Consider the following 19563-nt stretch of genomic DNA (forward strand, 5'->3'; position numbering starts at 1 on the left):
ATGAGTTAAGAGTTGGCTGACGCACGTGTTTTCAGTTTGCGTCAGCCAACTCTTAACTCATCACTCTTAACTCATCACTCTTAACTCATCACTCTTAACTCATTACTCTTTTTCATTCCGAACGCAGTGAGGTAACCGGATTCATCAAAGCGGCTTTGATGCTTTGGAATGAAACCGTCAAAAATGCAATGGCAACGGCAATGACTCCGGCAATGACAAACACCCACCACTCTACGTCGATTTTATAGGCAAAATCCTGCAACCACCGGTTCATGGCCCACCACGCCAGGGGCGAAGCCAGCACGATGGCGATCAGAACCAGCTTCAAGAAATCTTTGGAAAGCAACAAAACAATATTGGGCACCGACGCACCCAGCACTTTCCGGATGCCGATTTCTTTGGTGCGCTGGGCGGTTGTATAGGCCGATAAACCGAACAAACCTAAGCACGCGAGCAAAATGGATAGAAAGGAAAAGACGCTGAAAATCTGGCCCGTACGGGTTTCGGCGAAATAGAGTTTGTTGAATTCTTCGTCCATAAACTCGTATTCGAATGGGCGGGAGGGGACGACTGCTTTCCACTTTTCTTCCATAAACTGAAGGGTCGCGGGCAACCGGCTTCCCGACAATTTGACCAGCAGGACATTGCCACTGGCTTCCGGAAAAATGACCAGCGAACTGATTTTCTGTTTCATGGAGGCAAAGTGGAAATCTTCCACCACCGCACCGACAACACCGGGTCTTTGGTTGCCCATGTCCATTTTCTGCCCAACCGCTTCCTGGGGCGACTTCCAGCCCATTTCTTTCACGGCGGCTTCGTTCAGGATAAAATGAAAATGAAGCAGGCTGTCACTGCCGGGCGTGGTTGCCTGCTCCAGATCGGTTGGCGTCCAGTCGCGACCCGCCACAATCCGAAGGCCCATCGTTTTGACGAAATCCTCATCGGCGGGCAGTGCCGTCACCGATTTGTACTGGTCATCCGGGGTGCCGGTTCGGTGCATGCCGTAGCCGCCGTTGATGTACACCGGTGATTCATAGGCCCGGGTCACCTGCTGCACATCGGCGTTCCGTTTGAATTCGGATTTTAAGGCCCGGACTTTTTCGTTCACCTGCCGGTCGGCGGGTAACACCAGCACATGGTCTTTGCTGTAACCCAGTTTTTTGTCTTGGATGTAGGACAACTGATTACGAACCAGCATTGTACAGACAATCAAAAAGGTGGTAATGGCAAATTGAAACACGATCAGCGCCCGGCGGAATTGCCCCGCTCCGGCGGTTTTCAAATGCCCTTTCAGGACGTGAACGGGTTCATAGCGGGCCAGTACCAGGGCCGGATAACCGCCCGCGATGAAACTGACCAGCAGCACAATTCCCAACAGCAGCAACAGATTCCGGGATTCCATCAGAACGTCGAATGAAAATTCCCGGTCGGACAAGTCGTTGAAAAGCGGAAGACCCAGGTAAACCAGCAACAGGCCCAGCCCCAGGGCCGCAAAGGTGACGATCACCGACTCGCCAATGAACTGCCCGAACAATTGCCCCTGCAACGCGCCCATCACCTTCCGAACGCCCACTTCCTGCGCCCGCTCCACGGCCCGCGAGGTGGCCAGATTGATGTAATTGACGCAGGCAATGATCAGAATCAACACCGCCACGGAGCCGAAAATGTAGAGATAAACCAGGTCGCCGTTGGGTTCGAAATTACCCTCGACATCGGAGTGAAGATGCACCTTTTGCAGCGGTTCGAGGTGGTAGGTCAGGTAATTCCCGCCCGTCATCTCTTCCTTGCTGAACTGCGTTTTCATGAAACCCGGAATTTTGGCCTGTAAAGTGGCAATCGACTCCGGTTTGCGCAGCAGCAAATAGGTGGCATAGTTGGCGGAAAACCACTGTTCTTCTTTCGACGCGGAGAGGGTCGTAAACGAAGCCAGCAGGTCGTATTTGATTTGGGAATTGTCCGGGCAATCTTCCACCACGCCCGTTACAGCATAGTCTTTGTCCCCACCCCCGGCGTTGATCCGGACGGTTTTCCCAATCGGGTTTTCGCTGCCGAAATACTTTTTGGCCGACGACTCCGACAGGACGACCAGATTGGGGCCGGCCAAGGCGGTTTTCGGATTTCCCTGTTTCAACCGAAACGAGAAGATGTGGAACAAAGCGGAATCGGCGTAGACCACTTTTTTCTCACTGAATTTCCGGTCGGCATAACTGACCACAGCCTGCCGGTTTTCCATCCGGACGCCCGATTCTACTTCGGGAAACTGCCGCCCGAATTCCGGAGCCACCTTCGTTCCGGTTTGTGGTACTTTATTGACCTGCCCTTCCATGCTGTATTCCATCACGACCCGTACCGTCCGGTCGGCCTTCTGCTGAAAGCTATCGTAACTTAATTCGTGCGAAATGTACAGATACAGCAGCAGGCAGGACGCCAGCCCGACGGCCAGCCCGAATACGTTGATTCCGGAAAAAACCTTGTTTCTCCACAGATTGCGAAAGGCGATTTTGAAGTAATTTTGTAGCATACATTTTTTAGTTATGAGTTATGAGTGAAGAGTTATATGCGTCAGCCAACCGTGCGGGTGGCCCCGTCATAACTCTTCACTCACAACTCTTCATTCCGAACGAAGTGAGGTAACCGGGTTCATCAAAGCGGCTTTGATGCTTTGAAACGAAACCGTGGCAAAGGCGATCAGGATGGAAACCGCGCCGACCAGCACAAACACCCACCATTCCACGTCGATTCGGTAACTGAATTCTTTCAGCCAGCTTTCCATCGCATACCACGCAATCGGGGTCGCAATGACGAGCGCCAGCAGCACCAGTTTCAGAAAGTCTTTGGAAATCAGGGCGACAATTCCCGTAACGGACGCCCCCAACACTTTCCGAACGCCGATTTCTTTCGTCCGCCGTTCGATGGTGAACGTGGCCAGTCCCCACAAACCCAGACAGCAGATAATCAGGGCAATACCGGCAAAAACGCGAAGAAGCGCGAATTGTCGCTGTTCGTCTTCGTACAATTCCTGCAGGCTGTCGTCCAGGAATTTGGCATCAAACAGGCTTTCCGGATACATTTCTTTCCAGGCGGTTTCAATAGCCGCCATCGTGGTCGTATAGTTGCTCGTCCGCAAGTTGAGTCCGACGGAATAGTAGAACTCCGGCAGGTTCATCATCACCATCGGCTCGATGGGATTGTGAAGTGAACTGGTATGGAAATCCTTCACGACGCCCACCACTTCGGCTTCAATATCGTTGATACCCACCCGAATTTTACGCCCCAATGCCTGTTCAGGTTTGGCATAGCCCAGTGCTTTGACAGTATTTTCGTTCACCACAAACGCATACCGGCGCTTTTCTTCCGGTATGGCCCCCGAAATCGCCAGCGTATCGCGGTGTTCGAGGAACCGCCCGGCGACCAGCTTTAAACCGTACGTCTTGAGGTAGTCGGCGTCGGCCAGTTTGAGCGAGATGTTTATTTTCTTCGTCGGATTCGCCGGGTCGGGACGCATGTCGGTACCGAAATTATTGGGTGATGTCGGCGCTCCCAGCGCGAATGAGAGGTGCTCGACCCCTGGAATCTGCCGTAGCGATTGTCCCAATACCGCCATTTTCTTCGAATCCGGAATGGCAACCGTCACAATAGCGTCTCGTTTGAAACCCAGGTCTTTCTGCCGGAAATAATTCATCTGCCGGTAAATGATCAGTACACCCACCGCCAGAATGAGGGAGATGGAAAACTGGAAAACGACCAGTCCCTGCCGCAGCCAGACGCGACCGGAGCGAAGACCTCCCGCTTCCGTGGCGGTTTTTAATGCGCGAATCGGGCGGAAACGGGCGAGGAAGAAAGCCGGATACAAACCCGCCAGCAAGGCCGTGAACAACGCCAGAGCCACCAGAATACCGCTGGTCTGAAGCCATTCTGAGGTGATCTGTTTCTGCAAAAAATCGTTGACAACCGGCAAGAGGACGTTGGTGAGTAGCAACGACAGCAGGGCCGAAATACCGGTCAGCCACAGGGCTTCGCTCAGAAACTGCCAGACCAACTGGCTTTGCGTGGCACCGATCACTTTCCGGACGCCCACTTCCTTGGCGCGCGTCATGGCGCGGGCTGTCGACATGTTGATAAAATTAACGCAGGCAATCAGCAAAACAAACAGACCAACGGCACCGAAAACGTAGAGATACGTGGGCGAAATGGCAGCCGTCAGGATGGTGCCTTCATAGTCGGGGTTGAAATGAATGTCGTGGAGCGGCTGGAGAACCAAGGTGCTGGTTTCGCCGTCGCGGGTAGAAAAGTATTTTTTCTCAGCCTGTCGAAGCCGGGCTGCGTACTGCTCCGGCGACTTGCCCTCGGGTAAAACCGCAAACACACTTCCGCCCGAACGAAGGCCCCATTGGTCGATGCCGAACGAAAAATAGGATTTCATCGACAGGAAAGACACCAGCATCGTTACCGGAAAATTCGTTTGTGAAGGCATATCCCGCATGACACCCGCCACCTGCACCTTCAGGTCGTTGTTGAGTCGCAGCGTTTTTCCGAGGGCCGAAGCCGAGCCGAAATACTTTTGAGCGGTTTTCTGGGTTAAGATGACTTTATTGGGTTCGGCGAGAACGTTCTTCCCGTTTCCTTCGACCATTTCAATATCAAACAGGTCGATGAAGTCGGGTTCCGCAAAAACGACGTTGTCTTCTTTCAGAATTTTCTGGGGCGAAACCAGCACGGAAAGGTCGCGGTCGGCATGAATGCGGGTCACTTTCGGCCAGTCGGCAAAGTCGGTACGCAGGGCTGGTGCGAGCGGATAAGGCGTAATGCCCGACTTCTCGACTTCGGCACCCGTTGTACGGATGAGGTTCACGCGGTAGATCCGGTCGCCCTGCTTGAGGTGTCGGTCGTAGCCCCATTCGTTCTGAACAAAGAGCAGAATCAACAGACAGGTCGTCAGGCCGAGCGTCAACCCGATCAGGTGAATACTCGTAGTGGTCGGGTGCTTCAGCAGGTTCCGCCAGGCGATTTTGAAATAGTTACGCAGCATATCTTTCATTAGTTACGAGTTAAGAATGAAGAGTTAGGAGTTAAAACCGCAGATATTTTAAATCTTAACTCTTCACTCATAACTCTTCATTCTTCACTCCGACCGCAATGATTTTACCGGATTCATCAATGCGGCTTTGATGCTTTGAAAACTGACGGTAATAAAAGCAATAAGCAGTGCCAAACCGCCAGCGGCTACGAAAATCCACCACGGAATTGTGATCTTATACGCAAAGTTTTGCAGCCATCGATTCATGGCCCACCACGCCATCGGTGACGCAATCAGAATGGCGATGACGACCAGCTTTAAAAAATCGGTGGAAAGTAGCAGCACGATGTGGGATATCGAAGCGCCCAGCACCTTCCGAACGCCAATTTCCTTGGTGCGTTGCTGAGCCGCAAAAGCCGCTAATCCGAACAGCCCGAGGCAGGAAATCAGGATGGAAATGGCGGTGAAATAAGTCACGATGCGCGACGTACGGATTTCGGCCTGGTAATTTTTCTGGAAATCTTCGTTCAAAAACGAATATTCAAACGGCTCGTCGGGGCGCAGGGCTTTCCATTTCCGTTCCAGAAAACCCAGCACGGTTTCCATGTTGTCTGAATTGACGTGCGCAATGATGTAGTTGAAATTCGGGCGGGTCATCAGCATAAAAGCGTAGGGTTCAATGGGTTGATGCAGGTTTTCGTGGTGAAAGTCTTTCAGAACACCAATCACTTCGTACTGGTACGTCTGCCCGTGCCAATTAAAATTCAGTTTTTGCCCAATGGCTTTGCGGAGTGGGATCTGAAGCTTTCGCAGGGTTGATTCATTGACAACGAGCCGGTTATTGGTGTCGCCGGGAAATTGCCGCGAGAACAACCGTCCGGCCACCAGTTTGAAACCCATTGTTTGCAGGTATTCAAAATCGACCTCACTGTTTTTGACATTCTGCATTTCATTGACGGTTTGATCCGGGCGATACAAACCAAAATCCGTGGGGTTCATAATGCCGGGATAATACTGGGTTCCGGCCGCCGAAACCACCTGGTTATTCCGTAAAATCTCATTCCGAAACGCCGTATACATCCCGCGCGACTCACTGCTCCGCAACGGAATGGCAATTTGCTGATCCTGCGTAAAACCCAGCGACTGATTCCGCAAAAACCGCATCTGTTCCTGAATCACGAACGTGGCCAGCACCAGCCCGATGGCGACCACAAACTGAAAAACCACCAGCCCGCGACGCAAAGCCACCGCCGACAGGGTGTTGACAAACTTACCCTTCAACACCTGAGCCGGATTGAACATCGACAGGAAAAACGCCGGATAACTGCCCGCGATCAAGCCCGTCAACAGCGTCAACCCGATGAATGATAGGGCAATTGATGGTTCCAGCAATTCCGACACCTGCAAGGATTTGCCGGCCAGTTGATTGAATACCGGCAGAAGCAAGGAAATCAGCCCCAATGCAATGACAAGCCCCAGCAATGACAGGATCATCGACTCGCCCAGAAACTGCCCGATTAGTGAACCCCGTTCCGCGCCCATTACCTTCCGAATACCGACCTCAGCCGCCCGTTTGGCCGAACGCGCCGTCGAAAGATTCATGAAATTAATACAGGCAATCAACAGGGTGAAAACCGCAATCGATGCCAGGATGTACAGGTAGGTGGTGCTGTTGGTCGGCGTCACAATAGCCTGAATCTGGCTGTATAAATGAAGCTCCGGAACGGGAATCAGGAAGAGTCGTTTATCGTAACCGTACCGTTTCAGCTCACTGCGCATGTATTTTTCGACAAATGCCGGTATTTTCTGTTCCAACTGCTGTGCGTCGGCATCCGGTCTTAACCGGAGGTAAGTAGTAAAGAGGTTGTTATTGGTATAATCCAGATTGGGCTGCCGAAGGTAATTGCCGATCATGCCGACATACATCGGTACAAAAAACCGGGCATCGATATGGGAACGCGAACTTTCATCACGGTAAACGCCCGACACCCGGAAATTGTCGCCGTTGCCTGTCGAACCGCTGATCCGAACGGTTTTGTTTAAGGCGGGTGTATTTCCGAACAGTTTATGGGCGACCTCTTCGGATAACACAATCGAGTTGGGCTGAAACAGGGCCTTTTTAGAACTGCCTTCCGTGAATTCGTAGGAAAAAAGATCAAAGAACGTCGAGTCGACCTGATAGCCCTGGGTTTCGTAAAATGACTTCATCGGCTTGCCGGTTTCCTGCACCTGCAGCATCGTTTTGTCATCCATGATGTTGACATAAAGCCGCGCGACTTTTTCGACCTCCGGAAATTCCGATTGAATCGCGGCTGCCATTGGCCCCGAAAGGCGGGGGTATTCTTCATTTAATCCAGGCGATTTGACGGCGCTCGACATCAAATACAATTGCTTCGCGTGCTGGTGGTGCTGATCAAACGATAACTCGCTCCGGATGTAAAGTAGTAACAACATGCAGCACGTCAAACCGACCGAAAGGCCGAGAATGTTGATGGCCGAAAACGACTTGTTTCTCAGCAAGTTCCGAACGGCAATTTTCAGATAGTTCGTTAGCATTTTTGTTATCTTTAAACTTCAATCCGAAAAAACTCTCTTGGTTATGGAAGCTACCATTGAACAACTCTCTGACTACGAACGCGAACGCGGAAAACCAATGCCCACACTGAATCACTCTATTGTGCAAGGCAATTTAACTTTTGCTTTGCAACTGCATTATCGAACCAAATACACCTTTCTGCCGGAGATTAATTTAACTATGCCGGAACGCCCGGATACCGTACCGGACATTGCCATTTATCCTAAACTCCAGGTCGACTTTCTGCACGACGTTACGTCCATGACTCAAATGCCGCTCACGGTCATTGAGATTGTTTCGCCTTCGCAATCCAATGACGATATTCTGGCTAAATTCGAGCGGTATTTTCTGGCCGGTGTTCAATCATGCTGGCTGGTTTTGCCCAGTTTTAAAGCGATTTCGGTTTATTCGGCCATTGGGAAATACCAGTTTTTTACCGATAATACCACTCTTACCGACCCGGTAACCGGGATTGAACTACCGCTGAATGATATTTTCGCTTAACTATTCTGATTTCAAACTCTTCACCGGATTCATCAACGCGGCTTTGATGCTTTGAAAACTGACGGTGGCAAAGGCAATCAGAACGGCCAGCAGTCCCGCCAGCGCAAACACCCACCACGCCAGGTCAATCTTATAGGCAAAGGCGGTCAGCCACTGGCTCATCGTCCACCAGGCAATCGGCGAGGCAATCAGGATTCCGATCAGCACCAGTTTCAGAAAATCTTTGGAAAGTAGCGCGACAATGCCCGTGATCGACGCGCCGAGGACCTTGCGGATGCCGATTTCTTTAGTACGTTGCTGGGCCGTAAAGGTTGCTAACCCGAATAAACCGAGGCAGGAAACCAGAATGGCGATTCCCGCAAAGAAGTTAAATAACTGCCCCGTCCGCTGTTCCGATTTATACATTTCATTGTATTGCACGTCCATAAACTGGTAGTCGAACGGATAATCGGGGCTGTATTTTTTCCAGAGTTTTTCAGTAGCCGCAATGGCTTTGGAGGCATCCTGTCCCGTGGTTTTGACGTAGAGCCGCCCCAAATTGGTGTTGTTCCGGTAAAAGAAAACCGCCGGTTCTACTTTCTGACGCAGGGAAGCAAAATGGAAATCTTTCACGACACCGATGATGATTCCCTTCGTCTGACCGAGCGTAAAACGCTTGCCAATGGGATTTTTAATGCCCGTATTTTTCACGGCGGTTTCGTTCAGGATGACGTGCATCGAGTCCGCGGGGGAACCGGTAAAGGTTTCGCCCTGCGCCATTTTCAGGCCGAAGGTGGCAATGAAATCTTTCTCGACCTGCATCCGGTTGATGATAAACATGCTGTTCTTGGGCTTTCCGTCCCAGTCCGTATCGCCGGTCGAATTGCCTAAACTGAGCAGATTGCCATTCGAAGCGGTTACGCTCCGGACGCTGGGCTGGCGCGACAATTCGGCCTTGATCGCATCGAAATGCTTCAACATATCGCCGGTCATCCAGAACGCGAAGACATTTTCCCGGTCATAACCCAGGTTGCGCTCGCGCATAAACCGCAGTTGGTTGCCGATGACCAGAGTTCCCACGATCAAGGCCGTCGAAAAGGCAAATTGGGTGATCACCAGTGTTTGCCGGAACGTAACGCCTTTGCCGCCCGTGGCCATTTTTCCGCGCAACACTTTCAAGGGTTCGAACGACGACAGAACCAGAGCCGGATAGATGCCCGCAACGGCCAGTGTAAATACCAGCGCGCCCACCAGCACCAGCCAGGTCTGCGGATCGGCCAGCGAAAAGGGCTGGGTTTTGCCGGTCAGTTCCTGGTAGGTCGATTCCAGCCCTTTGATCAGCCCGATGGCCAGCAGCAGCGCGACGACAAAAATCAGGAGCGATTCGGCCAGAAACTGGCCAATCAGGTGTTCGCGCCCCGCACCGACCACTTTCCGGACACTCACTTCCTTCGCCCGTTGCGTGGCCCGCGCCGTGGCCAGGTTGACGTAGTTGATGCAGCCGATGGCCAGCAGAATGAGCGCGACGATGCCCATCATTTTTACTTCCTGCATGGCTCCCGGTGTGCCGTCGGGCCGGTAGAGGTGGATGTCGGTCAGCGGTTGCAGGCGGTACACCGTCACCTGATCATATTGATTGCTGGCATGGTGAACGTCGTTCAGAGTTTTTACGATCTTGTCCAGATTGGCGCGCGGATCGACCCGGAAATACGTTTGGGCGAACCAGTTGCCCCAATCCGAATCCATGGTTTTCCAGTAATCACCGGGGGCACCACTGTATTGATTCGCCAGAATCTGCAACGGAAACAATAGATTGCACTTGATGCTGGAGTTGTCCGGAAAGTCACGGATGACGCCACTCACGACGTAGTTCTGCTTTTTCGGAACGGAATACAGCATCTTTCCAACCGGTTCAGCCGAACCAAAGTATTTCAAAGCCGCCGATTCCGTCAGAACGACCGATTGCAGATCGGGAAAAGGACGTTCGCGGTTGCCTTTCACCCATTCGAAACTAAAAAACGTGAAGAAACCCGGATCGACGTAGACGGCTTTTTCCTCCACCAGCGTTTTGTCCTGCACTTTGAAAGGCGAGACATCGTAATTCCCGACGATGCGCACGGCATCTTCCACCGACGGCATCTGCTGTTTGGCATAAGCCGCCACGGGGGCCACGATCTGGCCCGAAAACTGCTGCGCCGTGCCGGAGCCAAAACCGCCATTGACGCGGTAGATCCGATCCGCATTCGAATGAAAACGGTCGAAACCCGTTTCGTCTTTCACCCACCAGAGCAGCAGAATGCCGATTCCCAACGCCACGGCCAGTCCGCCAATGTTGATGGCCGAGTAGCCTTTGTTGTTGAGCAGACCCCGCCAGGCGGTTTTGAAGTAATTGCGAATCATACCCCTTTTTTTAGTTAAGAGTGAAGAATTAAGAGTTATGAATGAAGAGTTAGGACCGATTCGCGCAGTTTACTCACGCATTAATTCTTAACTCTTCACTCATAACTCATTATTCCGAACGCAGCGAGGTAACCGGATTCATCAGAGCCGCTTTTACGGACTGAAACGAAACCGTTAGCAACGCAATCGCCAGTACCAGCACGAACGGGAGTGCAAAAAGCCACCAGTTTATATCGGCCCGAAAGGCATACGTGTTGAGCCACTGGCTCACGGCCAGCCACGCCAGCGGAGTCGCTACCACGCAGGCAATCAGAATCAAAATCGCAAATTCTTTATACAACATCCGCACGATCTCGGGCACCGTTGCCCCAAGCACCTTGCGAATGCCAATCTCTTTGGTCCGCTGGGCCGTGGTAAACGACGCCAGCCCGAACAAGCCCAGACAGGCCACCAGAATGGCTAAACCGGTGAACAGCCCGAACACCTGCCCAAACCGCTGATCGGCCTGGTATTGCGCGTTGAAATGTTCGTCTAGGAAGAAATATTCAAACGGATTGCCGGGGAAAAAACGGTTCCATTCGCTCCGGACGGTAGCGATCGTGGTGTTCAGTTGGCTGGACGCCATTTTGATCGAAAAATAACCGCCTGCGTCCGGAATGAGCCGGAGAATCAAGGGCTCGAAAGCATCCCGCAGTGATTGCTGGTGAAAATTGTCGGTGACGCCAACGATGGTAAACGTTTCGCCCCAGAAGTCAATTTCTTTGCCAATCGACTCTTCCGGCTTGTTAAAACCCAGTTGTTTGATCGCCATTTTGTTGAAAATGACGGCTTTCTTTTCCAGTCCATACTCTTTCGAGAAGTCGCGCCCAGCCAGCAGTTTCAGGTCGAAGGTTTTCAGGAAATCGTAATCGACGGCAATGACCCGGTATTGGCTTCCCTTGCTTTCGTCGGTGCCTTTCAATCGAATGCCGCCCGCGTTCCAGTCCGACGCCTGTCCGGGAACAACGGACGACGCGGCCACGTGCCGAATGGCGGGTTGGAGCAGCAATTCCTCTTTGAAGGCTACCATCTGCCGCATGAACGTGGAATCCAATCGGATGATGGGGGGATTGACTACCAGCGTCTGATCGATGTTGATGCCCAGACTTTGTTCCTGCATGAAGCTAATCTGCCGAAAAACCGCCAGCGTGCCGACGAGCAGAAACAGTGAAGCCGCAAACTGAAAAATGACCAGCGATTTCCGCAGAATGATGCCCTGCCGCGACGTCACCATCTTGCCTTTCAACACCGTGACCGGCCGGAAACCGGACAAAACAAACGCCGGATACAAACCCGAAAAGAAGGTTCCAATGATGAACAAGGTTGCCAACGCCAACCAGAACGACCCGTTGCCCAGCAACGACAGCGTCAGGTGCTGGCCCGACAGTGCGTTGAACAGCGGCATCACGGCCACGACAAAACCCAGCGCCAGAATCACCGCCAGGCCATTCAGCAAGACCGATTCGATCAGGAATTGCCGGATCAACTGCCCCCGTTGCGAACCGACGGCTTTGCGAATTCCGACTTCCTTGGCGCGATTGATGGCCCGCGCCGTCGCCAGGTTGATGTAGTTGACCCAGGCAATGACGACAATGAAGAACGCAATCGCCAGCAGCAGATAAACCGTGTTGCCGTCGCCATTGGGCTCGGCTTCTTCCATCAGGTGCGAGTAGAGGTGAATGTCTTTCAGGGGTTGCAGCGTATAGACCGCACCGGCATCGTACTTTTTCAGTTCGGCTCCAATGGTTTTTTCAATATACGGCACAAATTTGGCTTCGAGGGCTTTCGGATTAGCGTCAGGGCGAAGCAGCAAATACGACATCGCCCCGTCCCACATCCAGGCATTGTCCGGGTTGTTGTCCGGCCCCATTTCTTTCACAAACGTTACGTGCGGAATCAGCAGATCCGCGTGCAGGTGCGTATTGGCAGGCATATCTTTGTAAACGCCCGTTACTTTAACCGCCTTTCGCTGGTTGAACCGGATGGTTTTGCCCATGGCCTGTTCGTTTCCGAATAGCTTTTTCGCAACGGTTTCGGAAAGTACGACGGTATTGGGTTCAGCCAGCGCGGTGGTGGGATCACCGGCGAGCAGGGGATAGGAGAAGATTTTGAAGAACGATTGGCTGGCCACAAAAACCTTCTCGACTTTCAGGCTTTTTTCGCCGTAATCGGCAATCAACGCCCGGCGCTTCAGCACTTTGACGTAATCTTCCACCTCCGGGAAGGTCGCTTTGAACGAATTTCCGGCCGCCTGGGCGCCACCAGCCCATTGGGTGCTCAGTTTGCCTTTGTCGTACCGATCCTGTTTGACGCGGTAAATCCGGTCGCCCTTCGTGTGAAACTGGTCGTAGCTCAGCTCAAAATCCACGTATTGCAGAATCAGGAGACAAGCCGCAATCCCGATGGACAGCCCGACAATGTTGATGGCCGAAAACACCTTGTGGCGCACCAGATTCCGAAACGCGATTTTGAAATAGTTCGTTAGCATGTTGTGTAAAATTATGAGTGAAGAGTTATGAGTTAAGAGTTAGAAATGCAGACATCCATTTTAACTCTTAACTCATAACTCTTCACTCTTTTCACTCCGAACGAAGTGAGGATACCGGATTGGTTAAAGCCGCTTTGATACTCTGAAAACTGACGGTGACAAAGGCGATCAAAATGGCGAGCAAACCGGCGACGGCGAACATCCACCAGGCCAGTTCGATTTTGAACGCGTATTCTTTCAGCCATTGACTCATCAACCACCAGGCCAGCGGGGATGCAATGACAATGCCGATCAACACCAGTTTCAGGAAGTCTTTCGACAACAGGATGACAATGCTGCTGACGCTGGCACCCAGTACTTTACGCACGCCAATTTCTTTGATTCGCTGCGCCATGATCATGATGGCAATGGCAAACAGGCCCATGCACGACAGCACGATGGCCACCCCGGCGGCTGTAATGAACAACTTGGCCATTTGTTCTTCCGACTGGTATTGCCGGTCGGTATTTTCATCGAGGAAACTCCCCTCAAATTCAGATTTGGGGGCTACTTCCTCCCACGCTTTTTTCAAAACCGCCATCGTGGCCGGCACGTTGTCCGGAGCAATTTTAACCAGAACATAGCCAATCGGCCAGTCGTGGCTCATGAGAAGGGTATTGGGCTGCACGGTTTTCTTGAGGGATTCGTGGTGGTAGTCTTTTACCACGCCGATGACTACCAGTGGAGGTTCGCCATCGCTCACGTTCAGCAAGGTGCCGACCGGGTTTTTCTCGCCCAGTTCCTTCGCCATCGTTTCGTTGATGATGACGCTGGTGGTGGTGTCGGTTGCGTACTGACGGGAGAAATCGCGTCCGGCCTGCAGTTTGATGTCTAAGGTTTTCAGGTAATCGTAATCAACGGGTTGCCAGTGGCTCCGAATCGTCCGGTTTTTGTGGTCAAAGCCCACAATCGACGTCACGGAGGAACCATCCAGACCACGGCCAAAGTTCTTATACGCACCCGTCACACTCAGCACCCGGGGCTGTTGTGCGAGCTTATCCCGGAAGAGGTTTAACGCCTGCCGTCCATTGACCGAGCTGCCAACCGGAATGCTAATGACCTGATTTTCATTGAATCCAAGCGGCATGGTGCGCAGGAAGTTGACTTGTTGCCAGGCAATGAGCGTACATGCCATCAGGAATGTGGCAATCGCAAACTGAACGATGAGTAGGGTGTTGCGAACCGCTCCGGTTTTTCCCAGTGAAACTTTTCCTTTCAGAATCTGCGTCGTGTTCAACCGGGCCACAAACAGGGCCGGATAGCCACCGGCCACAAAAGTAATCACCAGAAACGCCGTCAGCATGGAGATGATTACGGTAGGGTCGGCGAGGTAGGAGAGGGATGCTTTGGTTCGTAAAATACTGTTCAGTTCAGCGACCAAAACCGTGACCAGCAAACCGCCCAAGACCAGCGAAATCAGGCAAAGGATGAAGGCTTCGCCCCAGAATTGAAAGACCAGTTGTTGTTTTAAGGCCCCCAGCACCTTGCGCATACCGACCTCGCGGGAGCGCGTCATGGACCGGGCCGTAGAAAGATTGATGAAGTTGATGCAGGCAATCAGCACGATAAAACCGGCCACTACCAGCAGCAGAATCGGGTAGGAGCGTTTGACGGGCGAGCCATTGCCTCCGCCCACCTCGGTGTCGAAGTGCATGTCGGTCATCGGCAACAGCCGAAGGCTGGTCAGGTCGCCGTTTTCGTCGGGCTGCCCGCCGTCGCGTTTGAGGTTCAGGATCGAATTGGCGAGGTATTTGGTGACGAAAGGCCGGAGTCGTTGTTCAAACGTGGCTTCGCTGATTTTCGGATCGACCTGGACGAATACCGAATGAAACCGGTTGTCCCACTGGTCTTTGTTCTGCTGGTATTCCGGGTAGGCTTCAAATCGGGCCAGCAGGTCGAACTTCAGGCTGGAATTGGTGGGCGCATCGGCCACCACGCCCGACACCACGAACGGTTTCCAGGTTTCGTTCAACCGCAGCGACAGGGTTTTTCCGATGGGGTCGGCGGTTCCGAAAATCGACTGGGCGGTTTTTTCGCTGATGACGATGTTACTCAGGCTGTTCAGAACGGTGAGTGAATTGCCCTTCCGCATCGGAAACGAAAACATTTCGAAAAAATCGGGATCGACAAACCGGACGCTCTTGTCAAATTCCTGGTCGCCGTACCGAACCGCCCCACCGCCATCGACCACCCGCGTGATGTGCGCGATCTCCGGCAGGAGTTCTTTGCGGAGCGACGGTGCCAGGGGAGCAGGCATTGTCGCCGATTTGTTCGTGGGTCCCGACTGCTCATACACCATAAACAACTGCTTGCCGTTGGTGTGGAAATTATCGAACGTCAGGTGCGACCAGGCGGCCAGAAACAGCAAAAGGCAGCTCGCAAACGCTACCGACATGCCAATGACGTTGACCAACGCAAACGTTTTGTGTTTCCACAGGTTACGCAGCGCAATTTTAGTGTAGTTGAGAAGCATAAGAAAAAGCGGAATCGTCGGTGAGCCGTCGTACTACTGTGCCAGAGTCCGCACGAACTTCACCAGCGTTGGTTGGGATAACTGGCAAGGAGTTCGCTGGCTATCCTTTGTCTTTGGGACATACTGTTTCACCTTCCGGTGGGCCGAAAACAGGTTGTGTGGATGACCAATGGCCGAAGCCGATTGGCCGATACAAACCATAAGAAACAAAAGGATCAGCGTTTTCATAAAAAGGTTTCTGAACCGGGGTTAAATTGATTTTTAATCCCGGTTCAGATGTATTACACGTGGAAATTCTCCGTCACAATCTTGCCATCGAACAGGTTGACGATGCGGTGGGCAAAACCGGCATCGTAGGGTGAGTGCGTCACCATGATGATGGTTGTACCTTCCGTGTTCAACTGGTTCAGCAATTTCATCACTTCCTCCCCGTTGGTGGAGTCAAGGTTACCCGTCGGCTCATCGGCCAGGATCATCTTGGGTTTGGCAACCACCGCGCGGGCAATGGCCGTCCGTTGCTGCTGACCACCGGAGAGTTGCTGCGGAAAGTGGTTGCGACGGTGCATGATGTTCATCCGTTCGAGCACTTCCTCCACCGCTTTCTTACGGTCTTCGGCGGGGGTTTTCAGGTACAGCAGCGGCAGTTCGACGTTTTCGTAAACCGTTAGTTCGTCGATCAGGTTAAAGCTCTGAAACACAAAGCCGATGGAGCCTTTCCGCAACTGCGCCCGCTGACGTTCCGACATCTTCGACACCTCGGTGCCGTAGAAGTGGTATTCGCCTTCCGACGGGTTGTCCAGCAGGCCGAGGATGTTGAGCAGCGTGGACTTTCCACAGCCCGACGGACCCATCATAGCCACAAATTCGCCATCCTTGACATCCATGGAAATGCCGTGCAGCGCGGTGGTTTCGACTTCTTCAGTCGCAAAAACTTTTTGTAGGTTTACGGTACGTATCATATTGTCTGACTGGTTTCTGATTTACAACTCTGATAACCTCTGATATTCTCTGATAAACTCTGTGATATAATTCTTAAAAACTATTTCACAGAGTTTATCAGAGAATATCAGCGTTAAAATTCAAGGACTTCGTTATCACCAAAGTTCTCATACGATGAGGTAATGACCTGTTCGCCCGGTTCCAGGCCGGTCAGCACTTCGAAGTATTCGGGGTTTTTACGACCCAGCGTAATGCTCCGTTTCACCGCCCGGTTGCCCAGTTTATCAACCACATAGACCCAGTTGCCACCCGTATCGGAGAAGAAACCGCCCACGGGCAACAACGTTGCTTTCGAAGCCTTGCCCAGTTCCAGTTGAATGGGGGTCGACTGGCCACGTTTGATCCCCGCCGGAGCGCCTTTCGGGAAAATCATGTCTACCTCAAACCGTCCGTTCCGCACTTCCGGATAAACCCGCGTAATCTGTAAGGCATTGTTGGTACCGCTGTATTCAAACGTTCCGTTCAAACCGGCGAAGATGCGGCTGTTGTAGTGTTCGTCGATGCCGACCCGCATTTTAAAACCGTTGAGGTCATCGATCTGGCCAATGTTCTGGCCCTGGTTGATGTTGGAACCGACTTCCACGTCCATTGAGGACAACTGACCCGAAACCGGTGCTTTGACCACCAGATTATTCAGCGTTTGCTGCCAGAGGGCCACGTTTTTCTGCGTCCGGGCCAGCGTTTCTTCCAATTGTTTGATCTGAATCAGCGAGTTTTCCTGCTGGTATTTCTGCGATTCCACTTCAATTTTCCGTTGCTCCACCAGCCGGTCATAATCCCGTTTGGCCGTCAGGTAATCCTGTTCGGGAATGGCTTTGTCTTTAAACAATTTCGCCTGGCGATCATACGCATCTTTGGCCTTATCAAGCTGAAAATCAAGGTCAGAGAGTGTTTTTTGTAGCGTATAGCGTTCCACCCGCAAGCGTTGACGGGTATTTTGCAAATCGTTGACCAGTCGGTTGGCTTCGGTTTCTGACTGGAGGAAGTTGAGTCGCAGGTTCTGGTTTTCCAGCTTCAGCAATACTTCGCCCTGTTTCACCATCGCCCCGCCTTCCACGAGTTTCTCCGTCACATACCCCCCGGCGATGGCGTCGAGCCGGATGGTTTTCAAAGGCTGAACCACACCGGTTACGACAATGAAATCATCGAAAGTGCCGGTTGAAACGGTTGAAATCGTAATTTTATCCTTTTCGACGTTCAGTTTCGAACGGTGATCGGCCCATAGAAAGTTGTAAGCCAGTAATCCGATTACGGCTACTCCGCCGATTGCAATGGCAATCCGCTGGCTTGTCCAAAATCGTTTAGGTAATACGCGATCCATTAATTCGTTGATTGATTGGTTGACTAATTGATTCCTGAATAAGGCTGCAATAAAATGATTTTTCAGCATCATCCATTTGGATAGTCTAATGCCAATTGACGTGCCAGTAATTTACAAGTGCTGATAGACAGTAAGTTATGGTGATTTTGAGGGCTAATTCCTGTCCACATGCGGACAAGTTTTGTCCGAAAGCGGACACGGGTAAAACCGCTGAATATTGTCGTGTCAGGGCTTCCTGACAAGCTGTTTTGCAGCGAACCAACAGACTGCCTATCTTTAGGCGGTAAACGGGCATCCTGACTGGAAAAACCGCACTGTTTCTAGCACCGTCCTGAAAATTTTATGTCGAAACTTCTGATTATCGACGACGACGTCGATGTGTTGAGCGCAGCCAAATTGTTGCTCAAACGCCATTATCCCCAGGTTGATATTGAAAAAAATCCTGAGCGAATTCCGTTTCTGATCACCAACGGAAGCTACGATCTCGTGCTGCTCGACATGAATTTCCAGCGCGACAACAGCAGTGGCCGCGAGGGTTTTCTGTGGCTCGACCGGATTCTGGACATTAAACCCACCACGGCAGTTGTGTTGATCACGGCCTACGGTGACGTTGAAATGGCGGTGCGGGCCATCAAATCCGGTGCCCGGGATTTTGTGTTGAAACCCTGGGAAAACGATAAGCTGCTGGCCACCCTGCAAAGCGCGCTGGACGGGCGGAAAGACGACGGAAACGGACTGTCGAAAACCGGCAGCCCGGCCGGATCGGCGTCGGTGGGCGGCAAGTCGCAAAACCAATCCAACTACATAGCCGTTAGTCCCTCCATGCGGCAGGTGTTTGCCACCGTGGAGCGCGTGGCCGAAACGGATGCCAATGTACTGATTCTGGGTGAGAACGGAACCGGGAAGGATGTGGTAGCCAGAGCGTTACACCAGCGATCGCTCCGACGCGACAAACCGTTTGTGAGCGTCGATCTGGGCGCTTTGAGCGACAGTCTGTTCGAGAGTGAATTGTTCGGCCACGTCAAGGGTGCTTTCACTGATGCCCGCGAAGACCGAACCGGGCGGTTTGAAGAAGCTCAGGGTGGCACGATTTTTCTGGACGAAATCGGCAACATTTCGCTACCCCAGCAAGCCAAACTGCTGACGGTTTTGCAACAGCGGGTGGTGACCCGACTGGGAACAAACAAGCCCAAAAATATCGACGTCCGCCTGATTTGCGCCACGAACTCACCGATTTACCAGCACGTCAGTGACCGCACATTCCGGCAGGATTTGCTCTACCGGATCAATACCATTGAGATTCACATTCCGCCCCTGCGCGAACGGCCCGAAGATATTGTGCCGCTGGCCGAGCATTTTCTGAAGCAATACCGCAAGCAATACAACCGCAAAGTCGCTTCGATCAGTCCGGCCTTAACGCGGCAATTGCAGCAATACCGCTGGCCGGGGAACATCCGGGAATTGCAGCACGCCATCGAGCGGGCGGTTATTCTGGCGCAGGGCAACGTGCTCGAACCGGAAGATTTTTACTTCGGCACCAGCACCCCGGCGGCCATTCCGACGGATAAGGATTTGCCGTTCCAGGAGAATCTTCAGATTGAAGACATGGAGAAGAAAATGATTCAGCAGGCCATGCAGAAGTACCACGGCAACATCACCGACATTGCCCGGGAGCTGGGCCTGTCACGGCAGGCCCTGTACCGCCGTCTGGAGAAATACGGACTCTAAT

Annotated in this window: 11 protein-coding genes; 2 read left to right on the forward strand and 9 right to left on the reverse strand. The window is 52.3% G+C overall.

Translation table 11 applies throughout. The annotated features are described in order from the left end of the window. Positions 1 to 112: 112 nt before the first annotated feature. From ACS5NO_RS05090 to ACS5NO_RS05100, 3 genes are all read right to left on the reverse strand, one after another. Positions 113 to 2521, reverse strand: coding sequence for an ABC transporter permease (locus ACS5NO_RS05090; protein ID WP_439414138.1), 2409 nt, complete (start codon positions 2519 to 2521; stop codon positions 113 to 115). A 90-nt stretch (positions 2522 to 2611) separates the two neighbouring features. Beyond that, a complete protein-coding gene (locus tag ACS5NO_RS05095) occupies positions 2612 to 5038 on the reverse strand; it encodes an ABC transporter permease (RefSeq protein WP_439414139.1) in 2427 nt (808 codons plus the stop codon). A gap of 84 nt (positions 5039 to 5122) precedes the next feature. Beyond that, positions 5123 to 7573: an ABC transporter permease gene (locus ACS5NO_RS05100; RefSeq protein ID WP_439414140.1), complete on the reverse strand. Its 2451-nt coding sequence runs from the start codon at positions 7571 to 7573 to the stop codon at positions 5123 to 5125. A 43-nt stretch (positions 7574 to 7616) separates the two neighbouring features. Between ACS5NO_RS05100 and ACS5NO_RS05105 the strand changes: the two genes are divergently transcribed. Continuing rightward, positions 7617 to 8096 carry a Uma2 family endonuclease gene (locus ACS5NO_RS05105; protein WP_439414141.1) on the forward strand — a complete coding sequence of 160 codons (480 nt, stop codon included), beginning with the start codon at positions 7617 to 7619 and terminating at the stop codon, positions 8094 to 8096. Here ACS5NO_RS05105 and ACS5NO_RS05110 read toward each other — a convergent pair whose 3' ends face one another. The 6 genes from ACS5NO_RS05110 to ACS5NO_RS05135 form a co-directional block, all read right to left on the reverse strand. Beyond that, positions 8097 to 10475: an ABC transporter permease gene (locus tag ACS5NO_RS05110; protein ID WP_439414142.1), complete on the reverse strand. Its 2379-nt coding sequence runs from the start codon at positions 10473 to 10475 to the stop codon at positions 8097 to 8099. A gap of 109 nt (positions 10476 to 10584) precedes the next feature. Beyond that, positions 10585 to 13002 carry an ABC transporter permease gene (locus ACS5NO_RS05115; protein ID WP_439414143.1) on the reverse strand — a complete coding sequence of 806 codons (2418 nt, stop codon included), beginning with the start codon at positions 13000 to 13002 and terminating at the stop codon, positions 10585 to 10587. 91 nt (positions 13003 to 13093) lie between these two features. Beyond that, positions 13094 to 15514, reverse strand: coding sequence for an ABC transporter permease (locus ACS5NO_RS05120; RefSeq protein WP_439414144.1), 2421 nt, complete (start codon positions 15512 to 15514; stop codon positions 13094 to 13096). A 33-nt stretch (positions 15515 to 15547) separates the two neighbouring features. Next, entirely contained in the window at positions 15548 to 15742 is a 195-nt protein-coding gene (locus tag ACS5NO_RS05125; RefSeq protein WP_114403936.1) for a hypothetical protein, read from the reverse strand. A 53-nt stretch (positions 15743 to 15795) separates the two neighbouring features. Continuing rightward, entirely contained in the window at positions 15796 to 16473 is a 678-nt protein-coding gene (locus ACS5NO_RS05130; protein ID WP_114403935.1) for an ABC transporter ATP-binding protein, read from the reverse strand. A gap of 113 nt (positions 16474 to 16586) precedes the next feature. Then, positions 16587 to 17834 carry an efflux RND transporter periplasmic adaptor subunit gene (locus tag ACS5NO_RS05135; protein WP_439414145.1) on the reverse strand — a complete coding sequence of 416 codons (1248 nt, stop codon included), beginning with the start codon at positions 17832 to 17834 and terminating at the stop codon, positions 16587 to 16589. Between the two features lie 342 nt (positions 17835 to 18176). Between ACS5NO_RS05135 and ACS5NO_RS05140 the strand changes: the two genes are divergently transcribed. Next, positions 18177 to 19562, forward strand: coding sequence for a sigma-54-dependent transcriptional regulator (locus ACS5NO_RS05140; RefSeq protein ID WP_439414146.1), 1386 nt, complete (start codon positions 18177 to 18179; stop codon positions 19560 to 19562). Position 19563: the final 1 nt, after the last annotated feature.

Origin of the sequence: Larkinella fluvii, assembly GCF_051857545.1 — a bacterium.
Lineage (GTDB): Bacteria > Bacteroidota > Bacteroidia > Cytophagales > Spirosomataceae > Larkinella.